Here is a 25,310-nt window from a genome sequence, read left to right on the forward strand (position 1 = left end):
CGGAGAGACAGATGGACGGAGATAATGTCGCCAACGCCGGTACGTGCCCGGTAGTGCATGGGATTTCCACCCTTAGCGGTTTTCGGGGACGGTCGAACCGGGACTGGTGGCCGAACCAGCTGAACCTCGCCATGCTTCACCAGCATTCCTCCCTGTCCAATCCCATGGACAAGGAGTTCGACTACGCCAGGGAGTTCGGCAAACTCGACCTTGAGGCGCTGAAGCAGGACCTTTTCGCGCTGATGACGGATTCGCAGGACTGGTGGCCGGCCGATTTCGGGCATTACGGTCCGCTCCTGATCCGAATGGCATGGCATAGCGCGGGCACCTATCGCATCGGCGACGGCCGTGGCGGCGCCGGTTCCGGAATGCAGCGCTTCGCGTCGATCAACAGTTGGCCCGACAACGTCAATCTCGACAAGGCGCGCCGGCTGCTCTGGCCGGTCAAGCAGAAATACGGCGACCGAATTTCCTGGGCCGACCTCATGATCCTGGCCGGCAACTGCGCCCTGGAATCGATGGGCTTCAAGACCTTCGGTTTCGCGGGTGGCCGCGCGGATGTCTGGGAGCCGGGAGACGAGACCTACTGGGGCGCGGAAGACACCTGGCTTGGCGACAAGCGCTACAGCGGTGACCGGAACCTCGAAGAACCGCTCGCCGCCGTGCAGATGGGCCTGATCTACGTGAATCCCGAAGGCCCGAATGGCACGCCGGACCCGCTCGCGGCGGCGCGCGACATCCGCGAGACGTTCGCGCGCATGGCGATGAACGACGAAGAGACCGTGGCGCTGATCGCTGGCGGCCATACCTTCGGCAAGACCCATGGCGCGGGTGACGCGACACTGGTCGGACCGGCTCCCGAGGCCGCCGGCCTCGAAGAGCAGGGCCTGGGATGGAAGAGCGGATTCGGCTCCGGCAAAGGGAGCGACGCCATCGGCAGCGGCCTGGAAGTCATCTGGACCAGGACGCCGACGACATGGGACAACAATTTTTTCGAGACCCTGTTCGGCTATGAATGGGAGCTGATCAGGAGCCCGGCCGGCGCCCATCAATGGCAGGCGAAGAACGGCGCGGGTGCCGGCACGGTGCCCGATCCGTACGACCCGTCGAAGCGCCGCGCGCCGACCATGCTGACCACCGATCTCTCCTTGCGCGTCGATCCGGTCTACGAAAAGATTTCACGGCGCTTCTACGAGAACCCGGACCAGTTCGCCGATGCTTTCGCCCGGGCGTGGTTCAAGCTGACGCATCGCGACATGGGCCCGCGCTCGCGCTATCTCGGCCCGCTGGTCCCGGCGGAAGATCTGATCTGGCAGGATCCCGTCCCCAAGGTCGATCATCCTCTGATCGACGCGCAGGATATCCGCAGCCTCAAGACCAAACTTCTCGCATCGGGCCTGTCGGTCTCCGAACTGGTGGCGACCGCCTGGGCCTCGGCGGCCAGCTTCCGCGGCTCCGACAAGCGTGGCGGGGCGAACGGCGCACGCATACGGCTTGCGCCGCAGAAGGACTGGGACGTCAACCAGCCCACCCGGCTGGCGAAGGTGCTCGGCATCCTTGACGGTATCCGCACGGCGTTCGACGCCGCTCAGCCGGGCGGCAAGAAAGTGTCGCTCGCCGACCTGATCGTCCTCGGCGGTTGCGCCGCGGTCGAACAGGCCGCGAAGGACGCCGGGCAGGAAATCGAGGTTCCATTCACGCCGGGCCGCACCGACGCGACGCAAGAGCAGACCGATGTCGACTCTTTCGCCGTGCTCGAACCGGCCGCGGACGGGTTCCGCAACTACCTGAAGCCCGGATTGGCGGTGTCGGCGGAGGAGCTTCTGGTCGACCGGGCGCAACTCCTGACGCTGACCGCGCCTGAGATGACGGTTCTGGTCGGCGGAATGCGCGTGCTGGATGCGAATGCCGACGATTCCCGGCACGGCGTCTTCACCAGGCGGCCGGGGGTTCTCACCACCGACTTCTTCGTGAACCTGCTCGACATGAGAACGGTCTGGAAGCCGGCCTCGGAAGCCGGGGATGTGTTCGAGGGCCGCGATCGTGCGACCGGGGAATTGAAATGGATCGGCAGCCGGGTCGACCTCGTCTTCGGGTCGAACTCCCAGCTCCGCGCGCTTGCCGAAGTCCATGGGTGCGATGCCTCGCAACAGAAATTCGTGCGCGACTTCGTTGCGGCGTGGAGCAAGGTGATGAACCTCGATCGGTTCGACCTCGCCTGAGTCCGGCGAGTGGAGATGCGGGCGTCCCGGGGTTCCGGGAACGCCCGCTTTCGTTGTGGCAGCGTGGCTTGAAGCCGGGCGGCAAAAGCCCCATTCCTGAATAAGAGCAAGGCGATGGGGGTGCGGATCATGAGACGCTGGAGCAGCAGGCGCAAGGACGCGGTCAGTACTTTGACCAGCGAGTTCGATCGGTTCCAGGACGATTTCGACCAATTGCGCACCAAGCTCGTGCGGCTAGCTGGTGATACGGTCAAGGAATTCAGCGATTCTCCGCAGAAATTCGCCGACTTGAAGGACGTGATCGAAGGCCGACTCACGGTGATCGAGGATGAGATCGGCGATCTCGGCAGGCAGTTGCGCATCAAGGGCGGCGAGGCAGCAGGCCGGGTCGAAAAGCGGGTGCAGGAGCGGCCATTCGCCAGCCTCGCCATCGCCTTCGGTGTCGGCCTTTTCGCGGCGCAGCTATTGCGTCGCCGCCGCTCGTCGTGAACGGCGCCCTATCTTCCACTCACTGGGCGGCTTGAAGCATGATGCGCGTGCTTTTCAACCTGCTCGACGGGATCACCCTGCGTTACCTGAAACGGCGCGCCGCCCTCACCCTGATCGGCTTGGTGATGGGATCGATCGGGCTGGGTTTCCTGATCGCCGCCATCTATCAGGCGGCCGCGCTCGGTGTGGGCGATCTCTATGCTGCGCTGATCTGCGGGGGCATCTTCGTTATTTTCGCGCTAGGGTTGTTTGCCATCGCGAACCGGCAATGGCGGCGCCGGCCGCGCCCGCTGCTTGCCCGTGCGCGTTATGGCGTGGCAACCGAATTGCTGACCATGGCGCAGACGCTGATTCGCGAGGATCCCGCCAAAGCAGTGATCGCGGCCTTGATCCTCGGCGCGATGACCGAACATCTGCAGAAACGATCCGCCGCCAAGCGCGCCCAGACGCGCGAATAAGAACAAATTGATCGTCATAGTTGCATGCACGGCATTGGCGTTTGGGATCGAGTGGCGTAAGACACGGCTCTGCTGACTGTCTCGATTTTTCAACGGAGAATGCCGCATGCTGCGGCCTTCGGCGCCGGTTCGACAAGCGCTCGCGCGGCTGACCCTGCCGGTCATGCTGCTGATTTCCCTTGGCCTGGTCCTGGCCGGGCGAGCCGATCGACATTTGGGTGCGGTTCTGCGCACCGGGCTCGACGACGCGCTTGCTCCACTCTATCGCGCCGCGGCGGCGCCGGCTTCGGCGGTCGCGCAGGATCGCGGGGCGATCGGCGCTTGGTTTCGCCTGCACGCCGATAATCTGCGCCTGACCCGGCAAAACCGTGAATTGCGGCGCTGGCGGGCGGTGGCGCTGGCGCTTGCCGCGCAGAACGAAGCGCTGAAATCGCAGCTTCATTTTGTCCCCACGCCGACGCCGAATTTTTTCTCGGCACGGGTCATCGCCGATCTCGGCGGGCTTTACGCACGATCCGTCCTGGTCACGATCCCGCGGAATGCGTGGCGGATCGTCAACGCCATCGCCATGGACGGGCGCGGCGTGGTTGGCCGCGTAGTGCAGGCAGGATCGCGCAGCGCGCGGGTGCTGCTGATCACCGACCTGAACAGCCGGGTGCCGGTGGCGATCGGCAAGCACGGCGAACGCGCGATTATGGCGGGACAGAATACCGCGACGCCGCGCCTGATCTACTGGGCGCCGGGCGATCCGCCGCGCGAGGGCGCCATCGTGCTGACCAGCGCGGATGGCGGCGTGTTCCCCTATGGCCTGCCGGTCGGCATCGTTCACTATCGCGGACGCAACGATCCGGTGGTTCTGCCCTTCGCCGGCATGGCGCGGCTTCGCATCCTGCGGCTCTTCGAATACGGCCATGATCCGGATTCGGCCGTTGCGTCCGCGCGGCATTGATGATGGACGCGCCGGAATTCTGGCGTGGACTCGATCGGACCGCGCGGCACGCCCTGCCGGCGGCGAGCATTGTAGCGGTGACCATTCTGCTGGCGATGCCGGGCCTGATCCCGGCGCAACCCGCCTGCCGCACGGCGTTCGTGATCGCTTCGGTCTATTTCTGGAGCCTGTATCGCCCGGCATCGTTACCGGCGCCGGTGGTTGCCTTGCTCGGTGTCCTGCTCGACCTGCTCGGCGCCTCGCCGCTCGGGCTCTGGGCGGTGCTGCTGTTGCTGGAACAGGCGGCGGTCGCGCCGATGCGCCGGGTTCTGGTGCGCCAGAGTTTTCTCATGGTCTGGCTTGCCTTTACAGGCTTTGCCGTTGCCATTTCGGCACTGGAATGGCTTGCCCGCGCGGTTCTCGATCTTGCGCTGCTGCCGCCGGGGCCGATTCTGGCGCAGGGTTTGATCGCGATTTTGCTTTATCCGCCGCTCGCGGTCGCGCTGATCCGCGCCCATCGCAGTGCGGCGGCACCCGAGCAGGCCTGACCGCATGAAACGCGAGCGTGCCTTGCGGCCGATCTTCACTCGCCGCGCCTTGCTGCTTGGGGCGGCGGAATTCGCGGCATTCGGGGCGCTCGCCGCGCGGCTCTACCGGATGCAGGTGCTTCAGCACGGCAAATACGCGACATTGGCCAAGCAGAATTCGGTGAACGAACGGCTGCTCGCTCCCCTGCGCGGGCTGATCACCGATCGGCACGGCGCCATCCTGGCCGGCAACAAGCAGCACTGGCGGGCGCTGTTCATGATGATCCAGACGCCCGATCCGGCGTCGGTGATCGATCGGTTTGCCGCTCTCATTTCGCTGTCGGATGCCGAGCGGAGGCGGATCGGCCGGGATATCTCGGGTAAGCCGCGCTATATTCCAGTTTTGCTCAAGGACTATCTCGACTGGTCGGAAATGGCACGGATCGAGGTTCATGCGATCGAATTGCCGGGCGTGTTCGTCGATGTCGGTGCCTCGCGCGTCTATCCGCTGGGGGATGCGACCTCGCACACGATCGGCTATGTCGCGCGCCCCACACAGGTTCAGGCGCAGGCAAACCCGGTGCTGGCCCTGCCCGGAATGCGGGTGGGCCGCGCCGGGGTCGAGCAGGCGCGCGACACGGTGCTGCGCGGTTCGCCCGGCGTGGTGCAGACCGAGGTGAATGCCCACGGCACCGTGGTTCGTGTGCTCGATCGCGACAACGGCACCCAGGGCCAGACGGTTCAACTTACCATGGATGCCGGGCTGCAAAGCCTGGCGGCGCAAAAGCTCGCCGGCCAGGCGGGTGCAGCGGTCATGCTGGATGCGACCAACGGCGAGGTTCTGGCGCTGGCGAGCCAGCCTGGCTTCGATCCCACCTTGTTCGATTCCGGCGTGCCGGAATCGGTCTGGAAATCCTGGATCACTGATCCCAAGCGGCCATTGAACGATCGTGCGACGGCAGGCCTCTACGCGCCCGGTTCGACCTTCAAGCCGAATGTCGCGCTTGCCGCTCTGGAATGCGGCGCGATCACGCCGGAGACCACCTTCTTCTGCCCCGGCTATCTCAAGCTGGGCAACCATACCTTCTATTGCTGGGACCATTACGGCCACGGCAACGTCAATGTGGTCAGCGCCCTGCAACAAAGCTGCGACGTTTTTTTCTACCATACCGCGCTGGTTACCGGGATCGACCGGATCGCCGCGATGGGCCGCCGGCTCGGCCTGATCGGCCGTGTCGGGCTCGATCTGCCCGGAGTTTCCGAAGGCTTCCTGCCGACCCGCGCCTGGGCACGAGGCCGGCATCTGGTGTGGACCAGAGGCAACACGGTGATCCAGGGCATCGGCCAGGGCTACACCCAGGTCACGCCGCTTGGCCTTGCCACCATGACCGCCCGCATCGCCAGCGGCCGCGCGATCGGACCGCATATCGCGCGCGCTGTCGGCACGGTGGCGCAACCGGGGAGCACGGCGGCGCATTGGCCGGTTCTCGGGCTGGATGATCGCCATCTCGCGGCGGTGCGCCAGGGCATGTTCGAGGTGGTGAACACGCCGCTCGGCACCGGCTGGGCCTCGCGCCTCACTTTGCCGGGCGTGCATATGGCGGGCAAGACCGGCACGGCACAGGTCCATGACGAGACGGCAGCGCAGGAAAAATCGAATTTCAACGACGCCTCGTTGCCCTGGAAGTTCCGGCCCAATGCGTTTTTCATCGCCTTCGCGCCGGTCCACGCGCCACGCTTCGCCGTCGCCGTGGTGGTCGAGCACGGCAACGAGGGTGCCTCGGTCTCGGCCCCCATCGCCCATGATCTGATCACCGCCGCCCTCACGCGCGATCTCACCGCCGCCCCGCCGGGCATCATCCAAAGCGCGCCGCAAGCCGCTCTGCCCGAGGCCGCCCCCGCATGAACGCTCCGTTGACCACCAAATTATACCGCCCCTATTACCAGCGATCGTTCGGCATCGCGAACAAGCTGCTGCGGGTGAACTGGCTGTTCGTTCTGGCCTGCAGCGCGCTCGCGGGCATCGGCTATGCAGCGCTCTATTCGGCAGCGGGCGGCCACGGCCATCCCTATGCGACACCGCAGATCGAGCGTTTCTTCGCGGCCCTCATCATGATGATCGCGATCGCCATGATCGATATCCGCATCATCGCGAAACTCGCATGGCCGCTCTATGCCATCGGGATCGTGCTGCTGCTCGCGGTGTGGAAGTTCGGCCATGTCGGGCTTGGCGCGAAACGCTGGCTCGATGTCGGCGGGATGCATGTGCAGCCCTCCGAACTGATGAAGCTGTTTCTCGCCCTGGCGCTGGCCTCCTGGTTCCAGCGCGCGAGCCACGAGCGGGTGGGCAATCCGCTGTTCCTGATCCCGCCGGCGCTCGCAATCCTGGTGCCGGCGGCACTCATCCTGAAGGAGCCTAATCTCGGTACCGCGCTGATCACCATGAGCATCGGTGCCGTGGTGCTGCTCGGTGCGGGCGTGCGCTGGTGGAAATTCGCCATCGTCATCGCGATCGTCGCGGTGGTGGCGCCGTTTGCTTATGCCCATCTGCACGGCTACCAGAAGGAACGGATTCTCACGTTTCTGCATCCCGGCCGCGATCCACTGGGGGCCGGCTACAACATCATCCAGTCGAAAATCGCGCTGGGTTCCGGCGGCATGTGGGGGCAGGGATTCCTGCACGGCAGCCAGAACCAGCTCAATTTCCTGCCCGAGAAACAGACCGATTTTGTGTTCACCATCATCGCCGAGGAGTTCGGCTTCGCCGGGAGCATCGTGCTGATCGGCCTGCTGTTCGCGATGGTCACCATGGCGGTCTATACCGCCTTGCGCTGCCGTCATCAGTTCGGCCGGCTCGCCGCCCTGGGCATCGCGACCAATCTGTTCCTCTACTGTTTCGTCAATCTCGCGATGGTGATGGGCCTGATCCCGGTGGGCGGCGTGCCGCTGCCGCTGGTGTCCTATGGTGGCTCCGCGCTCACCGCCGTGATGCTCGGCTTCGGCGTGCTGATGTCGATCCATGTCCACCGCGACGTGGAATTCGCTCCCGCCGACGATTAAGCCTCACGCTGCTCTGGGTTCTGGTGGGTAACGACGAAGAATAAAGATCATCACGGCCATCGAAGGCAGCGCCGAGAGCACGGTGAATTCGTAGAACGGAATCCAGCCCATCGCATTCGCCAGCACGCCGGATATCCCGCCGACCGTGCGCAGCGCCAGCGCCGCCACCGAGGAGAGCAGCGCGTATTGTGTCGCGGTGTAGTCTTTCGTGCAGAGCCCCGACAGATAGGTGATGAACGCGGCATCCGAGATGCCCTGGGCGAAGGATTCCACCACGCTGGTAGCGAACAATATATGCGGCGCATGGGGATAGAGCCCCAGCAGCGGATACAGGATGAGTGCGGCGGTCTGGAACACGCCGGCGCACAGCAGCGCGCGCCCGACACCCAGCTTCGCCACGGCAACCCCGCCGAGGGCTGTGCCGGCCAGCACGGCGACCAGCGCGGCCGGCCCGGTGGCGATGGCGATCATCGCCCGGTTGAAGCCGAGATAGGTGTAATAGGGCGCCAGCATCACCCCGGCGAGGGCCTCGCCGAGGTAGAACAGGACCACGAACGAAAGAATGATCGCCGCCCCGCGGCGCGAGAAGAACTCCGCCAGCGGGGCGATCACCGCCTGACGGAACCGCACCGCGACGGATATCCTGCCGTGGTCCGGCGGCGGTTCCGGCTCGGCGCAGAGCAGGGTGGCGACCGCACCCAGCAGTTGCAGCGGCACCATTAGCAGAATCGCCTCGTGCCAGCCGATGACGGTCGAAAGCGCGATCACCCCGGAGCCCGAAATCAGCATCGCCGCGCGATAGCCCCACACATAACCCGCCGTCGCCGCGCCTTGCAGTCGCTGGGGGAAGAACTCGATGCGCCAGGTGTCGATCATGATGTCCTGGCTCGCTGAAAGGAACGCCACCAGCGCGCCGAGAACCAGCGTCGCCGCCAGCGCGTGCGCCGGTCGAGTCAGCGCCAGTCCGCCGATCGCGGCGGCCAGCACGAGCTGGATCAGCAGCAGCCAGCCGCGCCGCCGCCCGAGGCGCCGGAACGGCGGCGGCGCCAGAATCTGGTCGAGCGCCGGCGCCCAGAGGAATTTCAGCGAATAGGCGATGCCGAGATTGGCGGTGAAGCCGATCGCGGCCAGCGGCAGATGCGCGCGGGCGAGCCAGAGGCGGAGCGTGAACCCCGAAAGCGCCAGCGGCAGGCCCGACGAGAATCCAAGCGCGGTAATCAGAGCAATGGGGCGAATCCGGTTCACCACCCTATTTGCCAGGGACGGACCGGGCGCCGTCAAGGGCTTGAACCGAGCCTCGCTTTGAGGCGCCTGCCGGTCTGCGGCGTTATCGTTTTTGTGCCACGAAGACCGATACGAGAACGATGACGCCTCCGGCGATTTCGCCCGGCGTGATGGTCTCGCCGAGCAGAAGCGCGCCGCCCGCCACGCTGACCAGCGGGATCATGTAGAGAAATCCGCTGGCGCGCTGCGCACCGAGACGCGCACTGCCGATGTTCCAGAACAGCATCGAAATGGTCGATGACCCCAGCGTCAGCGCGGCCAGCACGATCAGATCGGTGCGGGTCATCGCCGGCAGTGCGGTGGCCATGTCCGGCGCCCCAGCCAGAACCATGGGGGCGGCGCCGAAGGCCATGGTCGCCGCGGTGACCGGCAGCGAGCCGCGACGCACGATCAGGTCGGGGGCCATGACGCAATAGAGCGCCCAGGCGGCGGCGCTGGCCAGGATTAGCATGATGCCGCCAGCACTGCCTTCGGCGGGGCCGATGCTGACCGACATCAGTGCCACTCCGCATGCACCCGCGATGGCAGTGCCGATCAGGATCGGGCGGGGCATCCGCCTGGCGGCGATCGCCCCGAACAGAAGGATCAGCAGGGGTTCGGCGGCATCGAGCAGCCCGGTCAGCCCGGCGCCCACGGTGCGCTGGCCAAAACTTGCCAGCACATTATAGCCGGTGATGCCGCACAGGCCTGCCAGGGCGGCGCGCCGCCAGTCCGCGCCCGACCAGGGCACCCGCCGGCGGAGCAAAAAAGGCAGGAACAGAATCGCCGCCGAGCCGTAGCGGAGGGCGAGAACCGGCAGCACCGGCAATCCCTGTTCGGTCGCGCCGACCAGAAGGCGCATCCCGACCGGCGAGGTGCCCCAGAACAGGCAGGCGAGCAGGAGAAGACCTACGCCGAGTCCGTCGCCAGAACCGCGACTCCCGGCAGCACCTTGCCTTCCATCCATTCGAGGAACGCGCCTCCCGCGGTCGAAACATAGCTGAGCCGGTCGGTGATGCCGGCCTGGCGAAGTGCCGCGACGGTATCGCCGCCGCCGGCGACCGAAATCAACCCGGATTTGGTTGCCGCCGCAATCGCATTGGCGACGCGCAGTGTCGCCGTGTCGAAGGGCGGGGTTTCGAACGCGCCGAGCGGGCCATTCCAGATCAGGGTTTTCAGACCCTTGACAGCCGTGATGATCGCATCGGTCGTGGCGGGACCGACATCGAGCGCCATGGTATTCGCCGGCACCGCGTCGGCGGGAACGATCCGCGTCGACGGGTTGGGAGCGAAGGTTTCGCTGACCACGAAATCGGCCGGGAGCAGGATGTCGCAGCCATGACCGGCGGCGGCATTCATGATGGCGCGGGCGGTGTCGTGCAGCGCGGCCTCCTGGAGCGATTTGCCGAGTTCGGCGCCCTGTGCGGCGAGAAACGTGTTCGCCATGGCGCCGCCGATCACCAGGAGATCGACCCTGGCGATCAGATTGGTCAGCAGGTCGAGCTTGGTGGACACTTTTGCGCCCCCGACGATCGCGCCGACCGGGCGTGCCGGATTGCCGAGGGCGGCGGTGAGAGCCACCAGTTCCGCCTGCATCAGGCGTCCGGCATAGGCAGGCAGAATGCGCGCGATGCCCTCGGTGCTGGCATGGGCGCGATGGGCGGCGGAAAACGCGTCGTTGACGTAGATTTCGCCATGAGCGGCGAGCCGGGCGGCGTGCGCCGCGTCGTTGGCTTCCTCGCCGGGGTAAAAGCGGGTGTTTTCCAGCACCAGAACCTCGCCGTCGTTCAGCGCCGCGATCGCGCGGGCGACCTCGGGGCCGATGCAGTCATCGACGAAAGCCACCTTGCGGTGCAGCACCGCGCCGAGCGCCTCGGCGACCGGGCGGAGCGACATGGTTGCGACCAGTTGGCCCTTCGGCCGGTCGAAATGAGACAGCACGATCACCCGCGCCCCGTTGCCGGCCAGTTCGCCGATGGTGGGCGACAGGCGTTCGAGCCGGGTGAGGTCGGTGATCCGGCCGTCGCGCAGCGGCACGTTGAGATCGGCGCGTAGCAGCACGCGCCGGCCACGCACGTCCAGCCCGTCGAGCGTACGGTAGGGGATGGGCACCTACAGCGATCCGAACAGTGCGGCGGTGTCGCTCATCCGGTTCGAGAAGCCCCATTCGTTGTCGTACCAGCCCATCACGCGGGCCAGCGCGCCATCGACCACGGTGGTCTGCGGCGCGTCGAAGCTGCAGGAATAGGGCACGTGGTTGAAGTCGGAGCTGACCAGAGCGTCGGTCGAGTAGTGCAGGATGCCGTCGAGCGCGCCTTCGCTCGCGGTTTTCATTGCGGCGTTGATCTCGTCCCTGGTGGGCTGCTGTTTCAGGTTCACGTCGAGCGAGACCAGCGAGACGTTGGGGGTGGGAACCCGGATCGCGGTGCCGTCGAGCTTGCCCTTGAGTTCGGGCAAAACGAGGCCGACGGCGCGCGCTGCGCCCGTGCTGGTCGGGATCATCGACAGGGCGGCGGCGCGGGCGCGATGGCGGTCCTTGTGTAGGGTATCGACGGTTTTCTGATCGCCCGTGTAGGAATGGATGGTGACCATGTACCCGCGCTCGATGCCGAACGCCTGGTGCAGCACCATCGCCATCGGCGCGAGGCAGTTGGTGGTGCAGGACGCGTTCGAGATGATTGTCATGTCGCGGGTCAATGTGTGGTGGTTCACGCCGTAGACGATGGTGGCGTCGACCCCGTCGGCCGGAGCGGAAACCAGCACCTTGCGCGCGCCGGCTTCGATCAGCCGGGCCGCCGCCGCGCGGTTGGTGAACAGGCCGGTGCATTCCATCGCGACATCGACACCGGTGAGCGGCACTTTCGACGGCTCGCGCTCGGCGGAGACGCGGATCGGCGCGTAGGCGCGACCGTTATAGTGGATGACGATGCTGTCGCCCTTGATATCGACGGTTCCGGGAAACCGGCCATGCACCGAATCGTAGCGCAGCAGATGAGCGTTGTCCTCGACGCTGCCGAGGTCGTTGATCAGCACCGGCTCGATATCGGTGCGCCCGCTTTCGATCATGGCGCGCAGCAGCAGTCTCCCGATGCGGCCGAAACCGTTGATCGCGACGTTCACAACCATTGAGAACTCCCTGTCGGAAAGAAGATTATGGTCAGAGCTTCGACTTGACCGCGGCGACGACGGCCGCGGGCGTGATGCCGAAATGGTCGTAGAGTTTCTGATAGGGGGCGCTGGCGCCGAAGCTGTGCATCCCGATGAAGGTGCCGGTTTCGCCGAGCAGCCGTTCCCAGCCGAACCCGACGGCGGCTTCGATGCCGATGCGCGGCGCGAGGCCGAGCACGTCGGTGCGGTAGACTTCATCCTGGCGGCCGAACAGCTCGAAGCTCGGGACCGAGACCACCGCGACGCCGATGCCCTCCTTGGCCAGCGCATCGCGCGCCGCGACCGCGATCGCGACTTCCGATCCGGTGGCGATCAGCGTCGCCTTGCGCGGCCCCTCGGTGTCGGCGACGACATAGCCGCCGCGCGCCGACAAGTTCTCCGAGCCGTGCTGGCGCGGCAGGGCCGGCATCGCCTGCCGGCTCAGGATCATCAGGGTCGGGCCGTCCTTGTGGTGGAGCGCGATATCCCAGCATTCGGCGGTCTCCAGCGTGTCGCCGGGGCGCAGCACGAGGACGTTCGGCATGGCGCGGAACGAGGCGAGATGCTCGACCGGCTGATGGGTCGGGCCGTCCTCGCCGAGGCCGATGCTGTCATGGGTCAGCACCAGGATCGGCCGCGCCCGCATGATCGCGGCGAGGCGGATCGCCGGGCGGCAATAATCGCTGAAAATGAAGAACGTGCCGCCGTAAGGGATCAGGCCGCCATGCAGAGCGAGGCCATTAAGGCAGGCGGCCATGCCGTGTTCGCGTACGCCGAAATGGATATAGCGGCCGGAATAGTCGCCCGGCACGCAGGTGCCCATCGATTTGACGAAGGTGTTGTTCGAGGGCGTGAGATCGGCCGAACCGCCGACCATTTCCGGCACCACCGGCACCAGCGCGTCGAGCGCGAGCTGGCTGGCCTGACGGGTCGCGAGGTTGGGTTTCTCGGCGACGATCTTTTCGCGCAGGGCGGTCATCGCCTCGGCATAGCCGGTCGGCAGGTCGCCGTTGAGAACCCGGTCGAACTCGGCTTTCTGCTTGTTCGAGGCGTGGCGTTTCAGCCAGGCGCGGCGCGCACCTTCGCCGCGGGCACCGGCTTCACGCCAGGGTTTCAGGATTTCGGGCGGCACGCTGAACGGCGGCGCGGTCCAGCCAAGCATCGCCTTGGCGGCGGCTGCTTCTTCCGGGCCGAGCGGCGAGCCGTGGGTGCTGGACGTGCCGGCCTTGTGCGGAGCGCCGAAGCCGATGATGGTTCGGCAGGCGATGATGGTCGGCTTGCGGCTGCGCATGGCGAACTGAATTGCGGCCTCGATCTGTGCAGGATCGTGCCCGTCGATCCGTTTGGTGGCCCAGCCATAGCCGGCGTAGCGTTTTAGCACATCGTCGGTCATCGCGAGCGCGGTGCTGCCGTCGATCGAGATGGAGTTGTCGTCGTACAGGACGGTGAGCTTGTTCAGCGCCAGATGGCCGGCGATGGCGCAGGATTCGTGGCTGACGCCTTCCATCATGTCGCCGTCCGAGGCGATCACCCAGGTGCGGTGATCGACCAGGGATTTGCCGAAGCGCGCGGCCATCATTCGTTCGGCGAGCGCGAAGCCGGTGGCGGCGGATATGCCCTGGCCGAGTGGGCCGGTGGTCATTTCGATCGCCGGATGCTCGCCGCGTTCGGGATGGCCGGCGGTATGCGAGCCAAGCTGGCGGAACTGCTTGAGGTCCTCGATGGTCATGTGCTCGTAGCCAGTGAGGTGCAGCAGCGAGTAGAGCAGCATCGAGCCATGGCCGGCCGACAGGATGAAGCGGTCGCGGTCCGGCCAGTGCGGATCGGCCGCGTCGTATTTCATGAATTTGGTCCAGAGCGCGGTCGCAACATCCGCCATGCCCATCGGCATTCCGGGATGGCCGGATTTCGCCTTTTCCACGCCGTCGATGGCCAGCGCGCGGATTGCGTTCGCCATCAGCCCGGCTTCGGTCGGCTTGCGCGACAGGATTGCCTTCTGGCGCTCCAGCGCAATTTCGTTGCTGGCGTGGTCGCTGCTGCTGGCCATGTGCGATTCTCCTCGTTGAACAGGTCTTAAGGTGCGGCGCCGGACGCGGCAACCCTCGCGGGCGCGCCATGACTCGGTTGCGAGCCGGATGCCGCTTGAAGCTTGGCCCGTTTACGGTTGGCATGCGGTCCCAGGACTTCAAGCCAAACCTCCGTGTCTGTGCGGCGTCTGGTTCGCCGGTCGTCGGGTAGGCGGACAGAGGAATAGACAGATTATGCCAAATATGTATTAAATAATAACAAATTCTAACGGGGCGGCACCACCATGAAAACCACGCCTGTAACCAAAGACGACCTCACCCGCTCGGTGTTGGCGGTGCCGCCTTTGGCACGGAGCGCCGATTTCTCGCCAGACACGGTGCAAAATCGCGCGATCGTGCGGCATCTCGAAGCCGGCGGAGTGACCACGCTGCTCTATGGCGGAAATGCCAATTTTTATAATATAGGATCGGGCGATTACGCGTCCCTGCTCGACATGCTGGAAGGGGTGGCGGCACCGGACACCTGGTTGATCCCTTCGATCGGGCCGTCCTTCGGCCTCGCGATGGATCAAGCGCGATGGTTGCGCGGCCGGGATTTTCCGACCGCCATGGTACTGCCGATGAACGGGCAAGCGACACCTGCCGGTGTCGAAACGGGGCTTGCGCGGATCGCCGAGGCGTTCGGGCGGCCGGTTATCCTCTATCTCCGGGCGGAGAATTATCTGGAGCCGGCAGCACTCGCTCGGTTGGTTCAGGCCGGTATGGTGACTGCGGTGAAATATGCGGTGGAACGGCCCGATCCGTTGCCCGACGCGTATCTCGCCGCGCTATGCGAGGCGGCGGGATCGGACACCATGGTCAGCGGCATGGGCGAACTGCCCGCGCTTGCCCATCTGCGCGATGCCGGGCTTACGGCATTCACCTCCGGCTCGGTATGCGTGGCGCCAAACCTGTCCATGGCCACGCTTGCTGCCTGCCGGGGCGGCGATTTTACCAAAGCCGCGCGGCTGCGTGCCTTGTTCCTCCCGCTGGAAGAATTGCGCAACGCGCTCAACCCGATCCGCGTTTTGCACGAGGCGGTGCGCCTTGCCGGAATTGCCGAAACCGGACCGCTGCTGCCGATGCTGTCCAACATCGAGACGGCACATCACCAGGCGATCGGGGCGGCGGCGCGGGAGCTACTTGCGGCCGATCGCGCGCTGGCGCTGGCCGCCTGAGTCTCGCGATGCGCGGCACCGTCCGGCACGCAAAGATCGGCTTGCCGCAAGGCGGCTTCACGTTATGTCTCGATACATGGTGAAAACGACCGGCCAATCGGGGCGCGACGACACTGGCGATGACGTTGTCGCGCGCAGGTCGGCGCCGCTGGTGCTTGCCCGGCGGCTGCGCCTCAGCGATCAGCTCTACGGCCAGATTCTTGAACAGATCGTCAGCGGCAGACTTTCCGAGGGCGCGCGGCTACCGTCGGAGACCGAAATCTGCAAATCCTTCGGCGTCTCCCGCCCGGTGGTGCGACAGGCGCTTCAGCGGCTGCGTGCCGACGGGCTGGTGCAGGCGCGCCAGGGTTCCGGCACTTATGTGCAGGCGCGCCCGGCGGAGCGGCTTGCCGATTTTGTCGATCCGGGCGCGGTTTCGGCGTTGCTGCGCTGTCTCGAAGTTCGGGTCGGCCTGGAAGGCGCCGCGGCGCGGTTTGCCGCCGAGCGGCGCGGCACGCGCGAACTGGATCGGATCGTCGCGGCGCATGAGGCGTTGCGGGTGCAGGCTGATGCGGGAGCGATGACCGCGGAGGTTGATTTCGCCTTCCACGTTGCGATCGCCGAGGCCAGCGGCAACGGGTTTTTCCCGCGCCTGCTCGCCGAACTCCAGGCCGAACTGCGCGGCTTCATGGCGCTGTCGCTCAATCTGACTCGGACCGGCCCCAGCCTACGTGCGGCTCATGTGCTGCACGAGCACCGGCTGATCCTGGATGCGATTCGCGGCCAGGAGGCCGAAGCTGCCGAAATCGCCATGCGCTTTCATATCGTTCAGGCACGCCGACGGATGGTCGACCGCAACCGGGAAGGGTAGATGTAGTTATCATCTTCTATAGAGGCCATTGCGCCGGTTGTTCGTGGAACAACAGTTTTTGTGAACGTTTCAAGAACATGACTGCAATGAATTTGGCGGTGCGAAGGGTTGCCGCATATCGGGCGGAATGAGGTTGAGCTCGCGGTAGAGTGTCGAGCGTCCGAGGCCAACCCGCTTGGCGGCTTGGGTGGGCGATAGCCCGCCGGCGGATCGGGGTGATCCGGGCGTCGCCACGGGCGGCGCGTGCTCCGGTCGCGTCAGCAAGCCTCAAGACGTTTGCGGATGACCCTGAGCCGTTCGCCCAGTTCCCGTTCCGACAACAATCCGCGGCTGAGCAGGATATGCGCCAGGGACAGGAGCTGTTGCTCGGGCCCGGGAATTTCCCGGTAGATCGTCTCGCCATTTTTTTGAGGCGATGTCTTTCAACACCGCGTTGTCCAACATCGCATCGGCCAGCAGCTTCTTCAGCCGCGTGTTCTCGTCCTCCAACTGCCGCAGCCGACGCGCCTCGGAGACGTCCAGGCCGCCGAACTTGGCCTTCCACTTGCAGAACGTCGCCTCGCTCACGCCGTGCTTGCGGCACACGTCTGCCGTCTTCGCCCCCGCCTCCTGCTCGCGCAGGATCCCAATGATCTGCTCCTCGGTAAAACGCGATCCCTTCATCTCCGCCTCCTGCTCAGGCGGACTCTACCTAAAATCGGAGGAGTTTCAGGGGCTCAGGTCATGGCCTCTATACTCGTCCGCTGCCGCCGCGAATGCGGTGCGCGCCTTGTGACGCGGAAGCCTAAGAGCGCGGATGCGCTCGTCCGGCGCTTGAAGGCATTTGAAATTAACCAATCATGAACCAGAACCGAAACAGCACGTTTTCCAGCTCGGTCTGCCGCTTCAAGCCGGGGCAACGCAATGCGTGGGTGCGCCGCGCGATGCCGCCGCGCAATCCCGCACCGATCCGGGCAACATCGTTTCGTGCCTGATCTGTCAGATACTCGGTATGCGCGGCAAGCTGGAACACGTGGCGGCGCATCATGGTCATGAAGCTGCCGGGGCCACGCCGGATCGCGGCGATCGCCCGCGCCAGAGTGGACGGCGGCGAGCCGATCAGATTGCCCTTGTGCTGGCGATAGAGCACGACCGGCTTGGGATCGATCACCACTTCGCCGCCGCAGGCGGTGATCACGATATAGCTCCACCAGTCATGCACCGTGCCGAGCGGGCCGGGGATGCGCGACACCAGATTGGCCGCCGCACGATTCATGACCATGGTGTTGCCATGGACGATGTTCTGGGTGAGGCTGGCCGGAAAGCCTGGTTGGTTTCCAGATAAAATCGACAGACGGCGCCCCTGCAGATGCTCGTCGACCAGATATTGTCGGGCGCAGTAAAGGACTGCCCGGTTGCCCGCCGAGGCCAGCCCGTGCCGGGCGCGGGCGAGCTTGTCGGGCAGCCAGACATCGTCCTGATCGGCAAAGGCAACCGCTTCGGCATCCGCCGCTTCGGGCAGCAAGGCAAGAAAACTCTGTGCGGCACCGAGATGTACTCCCGATCCCGCTGCTTCGCGGCAGCGCATCTCGCCGATGCGGGCGGTAAAATCGTACATAATGGTCCTGGTGTCGTCAGTGGAACCGTCGTCGCGCCAGACGAGGCACCAATCGCGGTCGGTCTGCTGTTCGAAACTGTCCAATTGTTCGGCGAGAAAGCGCGCGCCGTTATAGGTCGAGAGCAGGATCGCGATCACGTTGGCCGATCCTGTGAAAGAATCGCGGTGACGACCCGATGCGTCGCGTCTCGCCAGTCAGGCAACGTCATCTGAAAGATCGTTGCGAGCTTCGTGCAGTCGAGCCGGGAATCGGCGGGGCGTTTAGTGGGCGTCGGCCAGTCGGCGGTCGCAATCGGGGTGACGGTCGGGCGAGCCTCGCCATGCAGGGCCGCGACATCGAAAATCGCTTCGGCGAAGCCATGCCATGTGGTCTCGCCCGTATTGGTAGCATGAAACACGCCCTGATATTCTGTGCGCCAGCCGTTGCGCCGGAGTTTTACCACGATATCGAGAATCGCACCGGCGAGATCTTCGGCTGCGGTCGGCGCGCCGCGCTGATCGGCGACGACCTTGAGCGCGCCGGTTCTGCGCGCCGCGTTGATCATGGTGCGGGCGAAGTTTTTGCCTCGTGCGGAAAACACCCAGGCGGTGCGCAGCACGATCGCATCGGCGCCGCTGCCGAGCACCGCGCGCTCGCCAGCCTCCTTGCTGGCACCGTAGACGCCGAGCGGGGCGACCGGATCGGCTTCGACATAGGGCGCACCCTTTTCGCCGTCGAACACATAATCGGTCGAGACATGGATCAGCGGAATTTCGTGTATCCGGCAAAGCGCCGCCAATTCTTCCGGTCCGTCCCGGTTGGCGCGATAGGCGGCGTCCGCGTTGGTTTCTGCGGCATCCACCGCCGTCCATGCGGCGGCATTGACGATCAGCGAGGGGGCTGTCGCCGCGACGCACCGGCCGACGGTATCAAGCGCGTCGAAATCGAAATCTGGCCGTCCGACCGCGACATGCGCGAGTTCGCGGGCCGACGCCTGCAAGGCAAGGGCCATGCCGAGTTGACCCGTCGCACCCGTGATAAGGATCGGGCCCGGTTTCATGTCACACCGAAAACCAGCTCTCGCAGGCGGCGAAACGGGGCAAGATTGCGTCCTTTTCCGACAAAACCGCCTCATCCGGCGCAATCGGCCACGGCAAAGCGAGATCGGGGTCGTTCCAGATCACCCCGCGCTCCGAGGCTTTGTCGTAGCCGCCGGTCACTTTGTAAATCACCTCGGACTCTGGTTCCCGGGTGCAGAATCCATGGAGAAACCCGCCAGGAATCCAGAGCTGCGTGCCGTTGGCGGCACTGAGTTCTGCCGCCACGTGCCGACCGTAGGTGGGCGATCCGCGCCGGATATCGATCGCGACATCCCAGATCGCGCCGCGCACGCAGCGCACCAGCTTACCCTGCACGAATGGCGCGATCTGGCAGTGCAACCCCCTGATCGTGCCGCGATTCGCCGAATAGGAGTGATTGTCCTGCACGAAATCCTGCACGAAACCGGCGCTCGCCAGCTTCGCCTTGTTCCAGCTTTCCGAAAACCAGCCGCGCGAATCGCCGAACCGCGGCGGGGTGATCAGCAAAACATCTTTGATTTCGAGCGTTTCGATCATCCGGCCTCAATCCCTATCCATGCAGCCCGTCGGCCAATTCGGCCAGAACCCGTCCAAGTTCGGTCTTGCCGAGCCGTGCGGCCCGGCCGCGCAGAGTCTCGGCGTCGATATAGCCCATGCGGAAAGCCACCTCTTCGGGGCAACCGACCAGGTTGCCCTGGCGAGACTGGATCGTTTGCACGAAGGTTGCCGCTTGCAGCAATGAATCGGGTGTTCCGGCATCGAGCCAGGCGGTGCCGCGTCCGAGCTTTTCCACCTGCAGCGAACCATCGTTCAGGTAGAGATGGTTGAGGTCGGTGATCTCCAGCTCGCCGCGTGACGAAGGCTTGATCGAGCGGGCGAAATTGGTCACCCGCTCGTCATAGAAATACAGTCCGGTGACCGCCCAGTTGGAGGTCGGTACCGCGGGTTTCTCGACGATGTCCACCACCCTTCCGTCAGCATCGAAGCTCACCACGCCATACCGCTCCGGGTCGCGCACTTGATAGGCGAAGACCGTCGCCCCCTTGGGCCGCGAGGCGGCTGCACGCAACGATACCGACAAATGATCCGCGTGGATCAGATTGTCGCCCAACGCCAGCGCGCAACTTTGCCCGCCCAGCCAATCCGCGCCGATCAGAAATGCCTGTGCCAGCCCATCCGGGCTCGGCTGCTCGGCATAGGTGATCGTGATGCCGAACTGGCTGCCATCGTCCAGCAAACGCTGGAATTGCGGCAGATCCACCGGCGTCGAAATCAGCAGAATATCCCGTATTCCGGCCAGAAGCAGTGTCGATAGCGGATAATACACCATCGGCTTGTCATAGACCGGCAGCAATTGCTTCGACGACGCCTGGGTGATCGGATGCAGCCGCGTTCCCGAACCGCCGGCCAGAACGATGCCCTTGGTAATCACAGCAGGGCTCCACGCTGAGATGCCAGGCTGGGTGTGGGGAGAAAGGTGCCAAGGCTCCGTCTGCGAACGCCGATGGAATGCACCTGGAGGAGAATCTTCCCGATCACCGTTCCGGCGCTGGTCATGCCGCGGTTCCCAGGCGTTGACCGGCGTAGCGGGCGGTGCGGATCGATTGCCACCACGATGTGTTGTCGAGATACCAGTCGATCGTGCGGGCGAGGCCGGTTTCAAAATCGTGGCGGGCGGTCCAGTTGAGAGCGGATTCCGAGCGGGAAGGGTCGATTTCGTAGCGGAAATCGTGACCGGGGCGGTCGGTGACGAAGCGGATCAGTCGCGCGCGAGGGCCGGCGGGATCGGGACGTTTGGCATCGAGGATGCGGCAGATCGCGGTGACGACATCGAGATTGCTGCGCGGCTGACGGGCGCCGATGGCGTAGGTCGCGCCCGGTTCGCCGGTGGTGGCGACGCGGGCGAGGGCTTCGGCGTGGTCGTCGACGAACAGCCAGTCCCGCAGGTTGGAGCCGTCGCCATAGACCGGCAGGGGCCTGCCGTCGAGCGCGTTGAGCAGGACGAGGGGGATGAGTTTCTCGGGGAATTGCCACGGCCCGTAATTGTTGGTGGTGTTGGAAACGATGGTTGGCAGGCCGTAGGTATGGTGCCAGGCGCGGACCAGATGATCGGAGGCGGCCTTGCTCGCCGAATAGGGGCTGCGCGGATCGTAGGGGGTGGTTTCGGTGAACGGCGGATCGGTCGGGTCGAGCGCGCCGAACACTTCATCGGTCGAAATATGGTGAAAGCGGAACGCGGCTTTGCGGGTCGCCGGCAGGCCGGTCCAATATGCGCGGGCGGCTTCGAGGAGCACGAAGGTGCCGGTGATGTTGGTTTCGATGAAATCGCGCGGTCCGTCGATCGAGCGATCGACATGGGATTCCGCGGCAAGGTGCATCACCATGTCGGGCTGATGGGTCGCGAAGGCGGCGCGCATCGCCGCGGCATCGGCGATGTCGGCGCGGATCAGGGTGTGGCGCGGATCGGTCCGGGCGGTGCCCAGCGCGGTCTCGGAGGCGGCGTAGGTCATTTTGTCGATATTGACGATCCGATGATCGGATGATGCGATCAGATGGCGAATCACGGCCGAACCGATGAAGCCGCAGCCGCCGGTGATCATGATGTTCATACCGAAACCCCAGTTAGTCTGGTTTGAATTATCCGTCGTTCCGAAATGATAGCCGAAGGGAGTCTTGTTATCCCGGTTTAAGCAGGCTCGGTTGAATTGTGCAATGCAGTGTCGATTTTTGCGACACCGAACCGAAGGGCGATCTCGGCGCGGTCCGCGCTTTGACGCTGTCTTGCGGCATCATCCAATCCGAGCCGTTCGGCGGCGATGTCCTGCATCCGGGCGATTTCGGCCAGGTGGCGTTCGGCGTCCAGCGCCTGGGTTATGCCGCGATCATGCCGGCGGTGAACGTTCAGCGGCTCGGCCAGCCAGACCACCGAGCCGCCTCCTGCGGCCAGAAGCTCGAGATAGGCACGCCAGTCGCCGGCCAGCCGCCAGGTTTCGATTTCATCGCCCAGGCGCTCCAGCGCGGCGAGCAGAGCGGTGCGGCGGAAGATCACGGCGCTCACGTTCAGGATCAGATTGCGCCGGGCGAGGAACCGGGCGGCGAAATCCTGTGCTTCGAAGACGGTGGTATGGGCAAGGTCGGTGATCTCCGACTCGATATAATAGCGCTGGTAATCCTCCATCACCGTTCGGCCTTTAGAATCGATCGCGCGAGAATCGGCTACCGCCATCACCGCATCGGGCGTACGGCTCAGCGCATCGGCCAGACGGGCGAGGAAACGCGGCTCGGCCGCGTCGTCGGCTTCGGCGAGCCAGAGAAAATCGCCGGCAGCGAGGGTTGCGGCGCGGCGCCACTGGGCAAGGACCGATCCGCTATTGGTTTGATTGTGATGGATCACGAGGCTGCGCCGCCAATCCGCGGCGATGCGCTGCGCTTCGGCGACCGAGTCGTCAGTCGATGCGTCGTCGAGCAGCAGAACTTCGGCGGCCGGGTAGGTCTGGCCGAAGACCGAGCCGAGGCGTTCGGCCAGATAGTCGCGGTAATTGTAGCTCAGCACGGCACACGAGATGCGGACGAGGCCGGGGTGGGCGATGCCGAGCAGAGCGTTTGTATACGCGGCGAAATCGAAACGTTTCGCCGCGATCCTGGCGATGCGCGGCCGATCGGCTTCCAGTGCGGCATGATCCAGGCGCGCGGCCAGGGCGACCGCGAAGGCGGCGACATTGCCCGGAGGCACGGCGCTGCCGGTCGCGGTCTCACGTTGCAGATCGGGAATGCCGCCGGCAGCTTCAAAGGCGATGCTGGGCACGCCGGCAGCCATCGCCTCGATCACCGTGGTGGGCAGCGGGTCTTCGCGCGAGGTGAGAGCGTAGATATCCGCCGCTGCATAGGCAGGCGCGATAGCCTCATCGAATGGCAGCAAATGGAATTGTCCGGTCGCCGCGGCAGCGGCGATTTCGGTGCCAAGGTAATCGCGAATCCACAGATGCGCCTCGCCCATCCAGATGAAATGGACATCGGCGCGAGCAGCGGCAAAGAGGCGGAATATCTGAAGAAACAGGTCGAACCCTTTGCGTAGATCGGCGAACCCGACACCGAGCACGACGTAATCCTCGGGTTTGATGCCGTGGGCGACGCGAAATTCGGCACGGGCGGCATTGGTGAAGCCGATTTCCTGATAATTGCCCTGGGCGAGAACATGAACCGTCGGAGGAGCCGCATCGAGAGCCGCACAAAGCGCGTCGCGCACGAAATTGGACGAGAATACCACGGCGCGGGCGGCATTCATGCCCTGGCGAGCCACGCCGCGCAGGGATTTCTCCTGGATCAGCCGGGGCATTTCATGGATCAGGAGGGTGGATGGGATGCCAATATCGGCAAGCAGGCGGCAAATCCGCGCCGAGGCCGTGCTGTTGACAATGGCGCAGGCAATGCCGCGCTCTCGATAGAGCGCGATGTGACGGGTCAGCGCGCCTTCGTCGGGTGCGAGATCGACCACGCCTTCGGCCTCATAGGCGGCGATCATCGGGCCGCCGCCGAGCAGCAGGATGCGCGGAGTGATGCCGTGATTGCGGCGCAGATGACGGGCGAGATGCAATAGAAGCATCTGGGCGCCGTGGGCCAAGGCGTCGTGGCCGACCAGCAGTACGTTGCGCGTTGTATCGGCCGGATGCACTCCCGTTGCGGCGCGGCCGGTTGCATTCAGGAAAGCGCCGCCGAAATGCAAATCGGGCTCAAGATAGGCACCCTCCGCCCATTCGTTCCAGGCGTTGATGCAGACGATCGGCTCGCCGAACACCGGATTGCACCGGGCGCGTTCGATCAGCGCGGCGAGCCAGGCCTGGTAGGCGGCGGGCGATACATCGTGCAGCACGACACCCGCACCCTCGCGCCTCGGGTCGTTGTCCCAGCCGGGAACGGCAGTGCGGATCAGCGGATAGGACGGATCGGGTTCGGCGAGCGAAGCGGCTGCGATATCGTCGTAGCGATAAACATCGGCCGAGAATTCGGGATCGAACAGATCGAGACCCGCATTGATCTTGGGGGCATCGACCACCAGCTTGTGGGGCGGAAACTCGACCGCGCCATCCAGGCCGTGCCGAGCGGGATCGTAGTCGTGGAAGCTTTGTGCCATGAAGATCAGCGGGTTTTCGCCGTGCCGCTCGGCGAATAAGGCACGCCAGCGTGAAATGGTTGCCGCGCCGTCGGGAATCAGTGCCGCACGATAGATCATCAGCAATGGCCTGCCGTCGAGCCGGATATAGCGTTTATCGGCGAAGTGGCGGGCGAAATCGTCGATCAGCGCGATATCGTCCTCGGCGCGATAATCCTGCGCGAGCATGATTTCGCGCTCCAGCCCGTCCCAGCGCCGGGTCCAGTTCTCGTTCGCCCACATCAGGCAGAAGCGCGTATCCAGCGCGGGGTCGGCAAGCAGGCGTTCGAGCGGCTTTTCGAGGAGCCGCCTGCCGTTGAACCAGTAATAGTAGAACACGAACCCGCCGATGCCGGCGGCGCGGGCAAGATCGATCTGGCGCGGCAGGGTCGCGGGATCGTCCAGCGAATAATAGCCGAGATCGCGCGGCACGCGGGGCTGATAGTGGCCGGCGAAGCGCGGAGTCGCGCGGGCAAGGTTGGTCCAGTCGGTGAAGCCTTGTCCCCACCATGCATCGTTTTCCGGGATCGGATGGAACTGCGGCAGATAATAGGCGAGCAGGGTAGCCTGGCGCGGCGCGCTTAGGGGCAGGCGCTGAAGCGATTCGAAATCGGGCGACGGGCGGGTAGCGGCCCGTACCGCGCCGGCGATCAGCCGTTCGTGGGCGGGGCGGCACGGCAGGAACCGTCCTCCGCGATGAGCGAGATAGTGCAGGAGCGGATTCTGGTCGCCGATATCGGCGGCGTAACGGGTTCGATAGAATCCGATATCGAAGCCCGGCGCGGGATCGCGCGATTCGGCGACTCCGAACGCGCAAAAATGCTCGAACGGGTCAGACATGGTCGCCGCGACGTCGGGATTATGCTCGAGATACCATGCCGCGTCGAAGACTGGCACCGGGCTGACCTGTCCGGTGCGCCGGCGGGCAAGATAGTCGGCGAGCGCGTTTTCGGCATCCGGGATGCCGTAGGTCTCGCGATACCAGAGCACGTGAAACATCTGTGAGGGGTCGCGTCCCTCGCGATCGCCGAACTCGATGTAATGAACCAGTGGGTTCAGTCCGAGAACCGCGATGTCGGGGTTCCTTGCATAATAGAATTTGGGGTCGAAATACGGATTCGGTTTGCGCCCGTCGCGCCAGCCGGTCGTGCTGAAATGCGTGACGGCGTCGGATTCCGGCGGCAACTCGGGCGCTTGGGCGGCATAAAACCCGGCATCGAGCAGGCCGCTGGCGCGAACGACCATCATATCGCGCGCCAGATCGGCGGATGGACCGCTCGCATCGATGATATTTCCGTCCATGGCGGGCGAATCTCC

20 protein-coding genes and 1 pseudogene are annotated in these 25,310 nt (G+C 65.0%); 9 read left to right on the forward strand and 12 right to left on the reverse strand.

Annotation, left to right across the window (positions count from 1 at the left end; translation table 11 throughout):
• The first annotated feature begins 11 nt into the window (after positions 1–11).
• The 7 genes from katG to rodA all read left to right on the forward strand — a co-directional run bounded on the left by katG (position 12) and on the right by rodA (position 7,684).
• Entirely contained in the window at positions 12–2,222 is a 2,211-nt protein-coding gene (katG, locus tag L2A60_RS04935) for a catalase/peroxidase HPI (protein WP_235703256.1), read from the forward strand.
• Positions 2,223–2,342: 120 nt separating this feature from the next.
• Positions 2,343–2,711, forward strand: a complete 369-nt coding sequence (locus L2A60_RS04940) for a DUF883 family protein (RefSeq protein WP_407932518.1) — start codon at positions 2,343–2,345, stop codon at positions 2,709–2,711.
• Positions 2,712–2,749: 38 nt separating this feature from the next.
• Positions 2,750–3,169 carry a hypothetical protein gene (locus L2A60_RS04945; RefSeq protein ID WP_235703257.1) on the forward strand — a complete coding sequence of 140 codons (420 nt, stop codon included), beginning with the start codon at positions 2,750–2,752 and terminating at the stop codon, positions 3,167–3,169.
• Positions 3,170–3,275: 106 nt separating this feature from the next.
• Positions 3,276–4,118, forward strand: coding sequence for a rod shape-determining protein MreC (gene mreC, locus L2A60_RS04950; protein WP_235703258.1), 843 nt, complete (start codon positions 3,276–3,278; stop codon positions 4,116–4,118).
• The gene (mreD, locus tag L2A60_RS04955; protein ID WP_235703259.1) at positions 4,118–4,645 is read left to right on the forward strand and encodes a rod shape-determining protein MreD; all 528 of its coding nucleotides are present in this window, start codon (positions 4,118–4,120) and stop codon (positions 4,643–4,645) included. The genes mreC and mreD overlap by 1 nt, the downstream gene beginning before the upstream one ends.
• Before the next feature lie 4 nt (positions 4,646–4,649).
• A complete protein-coding gene (gene mrdA / locus L2A60_RS04960; protein WP_235703260.1) occupies positions 4,650–6,530 on the forward strand; it encodes a penicillin-binding protein 2 in 1,881 nt (626 codons plus the stop codon).
• Positions 6,527–7,684: a rod shape-determining protein RodA gene (gene rodA / locus L2A60_RS04965; protein ID WP_235703261.1), complete on the forward strand. Its 1,158-nt coding sequence runs from the start codon at positions 6,527–6,529 to the stop codon at positions 7,682–7,684. The genes mrdA and rodA overlap by 4 nt, the downstream gene beginning before the upstream one ends.
• A gap of 3 nt (positions 7,685–7,687) precedes the next feature.
• Here the strand turns inward: rodA and L2A60_RS04970 are convergent, their stop codons facing one another.
• The 5 genes from L2A60_RS04970 to tkt form a co-directional block, all read right to left on the reverse strand.
• Entirely contained in the window at positions 7,688–8,929 is a 1,242-nt protein-coding gene (locus L2A60_RS04970) for an AmpG family muropeptide MFS transporter (protein WP_235703262.1), read from the reverse strand.
• A gap of 82 nt (positions 8,930–9,011) precedes the next feature.
• Entirely contained in the window at positions 9,012–9,914 is a 903-nt protein-coding gene (locus tag L2A60_RS04975) for a DMT family transporter (protein ID WP_235703263.1), read from the reverse strand.
• Positions 9,857–11,053: a phosphoglycerate kinase gene (locus L2A60_RS04980; protein WP_235703299.1), complete on the reverse strand. Its 1,197-nt coding sequence runs from the start codon at positions 11,051–11,053 to the stop codon at positions 9,857–9,859. Before L2A60_RS04980 ends, L2A60_RS04975 begins: the two co-directional genes overlap by 58 nt.
• Before the next feature lie 6 nt (positions 11,054–11,059).
• The gene (gene gap / locus L2A60_RS04985) at positions 11,060–12,073 is read right to left on the reverse strand and encodes a type I glyceraldehyde-3-phosphate dehydrogenase (protein WP_235703264.1); all 1,014 of its coding nucleotides are present in this window, start codon (positions 12,071–12,073) and stop codon (positions 11,060–11,062) included.
• Positions 12,074–12,104: 31 nt separating this feature from the next.
• Positions 12,105–14,141: a transketolase gene (gene tkt, locus L2A60_RS04990; RefSeq protein WP_235703265.1), complete on the reverse strand. Its 2,037-nt coding sequence runs from the start codon at positions 14,139–14,141 to the stop codon at positions 12,105–12,107.
• A 264-nt stretch (positions 14,142–14,405) separates the two neighbouring features.
• Between tkt and L2A60_RS04995 the strand changes: the two genes are divergently transcribed.
• Complete coding sequence (locus tag L2A60_RS04995) at positions 14,406–15,338, forward strand: dihydrodipicolinate synthase family protein (RefSeq protein ID WP_235703266.1); 933 nt, start codon at positions 14,406–14,408, stop codon at positions 15,336–15,338.
• A gap of 76 nt (positions 15,339–15,414) precedes the next feature.
• Positions 15,415–16,188, forward strand: a complete 774-nt coding sequence (locus L2A60_RS05000) for a FadR/GntR family transcriptional regulator (protein WP_235703267.1) — start codon at positions 15,415–15,417, stop codon at positions 16,186–16,188.
• A gap of 402 nt (positions 16,189–16,590) precedes the next feature.
• Here L2A60_RS05000 and L2A60_RS05005 read toward each other — a convergent pair.
• The 7 genes and pseudogenes from L2A60_RS05005 to L2A60_RS05035 all read right to left on the reverse strand — a co-directional run.
• Positions 16,591–16,851: pseudogene (locus tag L2A60_RS05005) on the reverse strand (transposase); the annotation flags it as partial.
• 166 nt (positions 16,852–17,017) lie between these two features.
• Positions 17,018–17,923, reverse strand: coding sequence for a glycosyltransferase (locus L2A60_RS05010; protein ID WP_235703268.1), 906 nt, complete (start codon positions 17,921–17,923; stop codon positions 17,018–17,020).
• Positions 17,920–18,825 (reverse strand): dTDP-4-dehydrorhamnose reductase, encoded by a 906-nt coding sequence (rfbD, locus tag L2A60_RS05015; protein ID WP_235703269.1) that lies wholly within the window; start codon positions 18,823–18,825, stop codon positions 17,920–17,922. Before rfbD ends, L2A60_RS05010 begins: the two co-directional genes overlap by 4 nt.
• A 1-nt stretch (position 18,826) precedes the next feature.
• The gene (gene rfbC, locus L2A60_RS05020; protein ID WP_235703270.1) at positions 18,827–19,381 is read right to left on the reverse strand and encodes a dTDP-4-dehydrorhamnose 3,5-epimerase; all 555 of its coding nucleotides are present in this window, start codon (positions 19,379–19,381) and stop codon (positions 18,827–18,829) included.
• 13 nt (positions 19,382–19,394) lie between these two features.
• Positions 19,395–20,276 (reverse strand): glucose-1-phosphate thymidylyltransferase RfbA, encoded by an 882-nt coding sequence (gene rfbA / locus L2A60_RS05025; RefSeq protein WP_235703271.1) that lies wholly within the window; start codon positions 20,274–20,276, stop codon positions 19,395–19,397.
• Positions 20,277–20,397: 121 nt separating this feature from the next.
• Positions 20,398–21,453 (reverse strand): dTDP-glucose 4,6-dehydratase, encoded by a 1,056-nt coding sequence (rfbB, locus tag L2A60_RS05030; protein WP_235703272.1) that lies wholly within the window; start codon positions 21,451–21,453, stop codon positions 20,398–20,400.
• Between the two features lie 77 nt (positions 21,454–21,530).
• The gene (locus L2A60_RS05035; protein WP_235703273.1) at positions 21,531–25,295 is read right to left on the reverse strand and encodes a glycoside hydrolase family 99-like domain-containing protein; all 3,765 of its coding nucleotides are present in this window, start codon (positions 25,293–25,295) and stop codon (positions 21,531–21,533) included.
• Between the last annotated feature and the right edge of the window lie 15 nt (positions 25,296–25,310).

Source organism: Acidiphilium iwatense, from assembly GCF_021556475.1.
Taxonomy (GTDB): domain Bacteria; phylum Pseudomonadota; class Alphaproteobacteria; order Acetobacterales; family Acetobacteraceae; genus Acidiphilium; species Acidiphilium iwatense.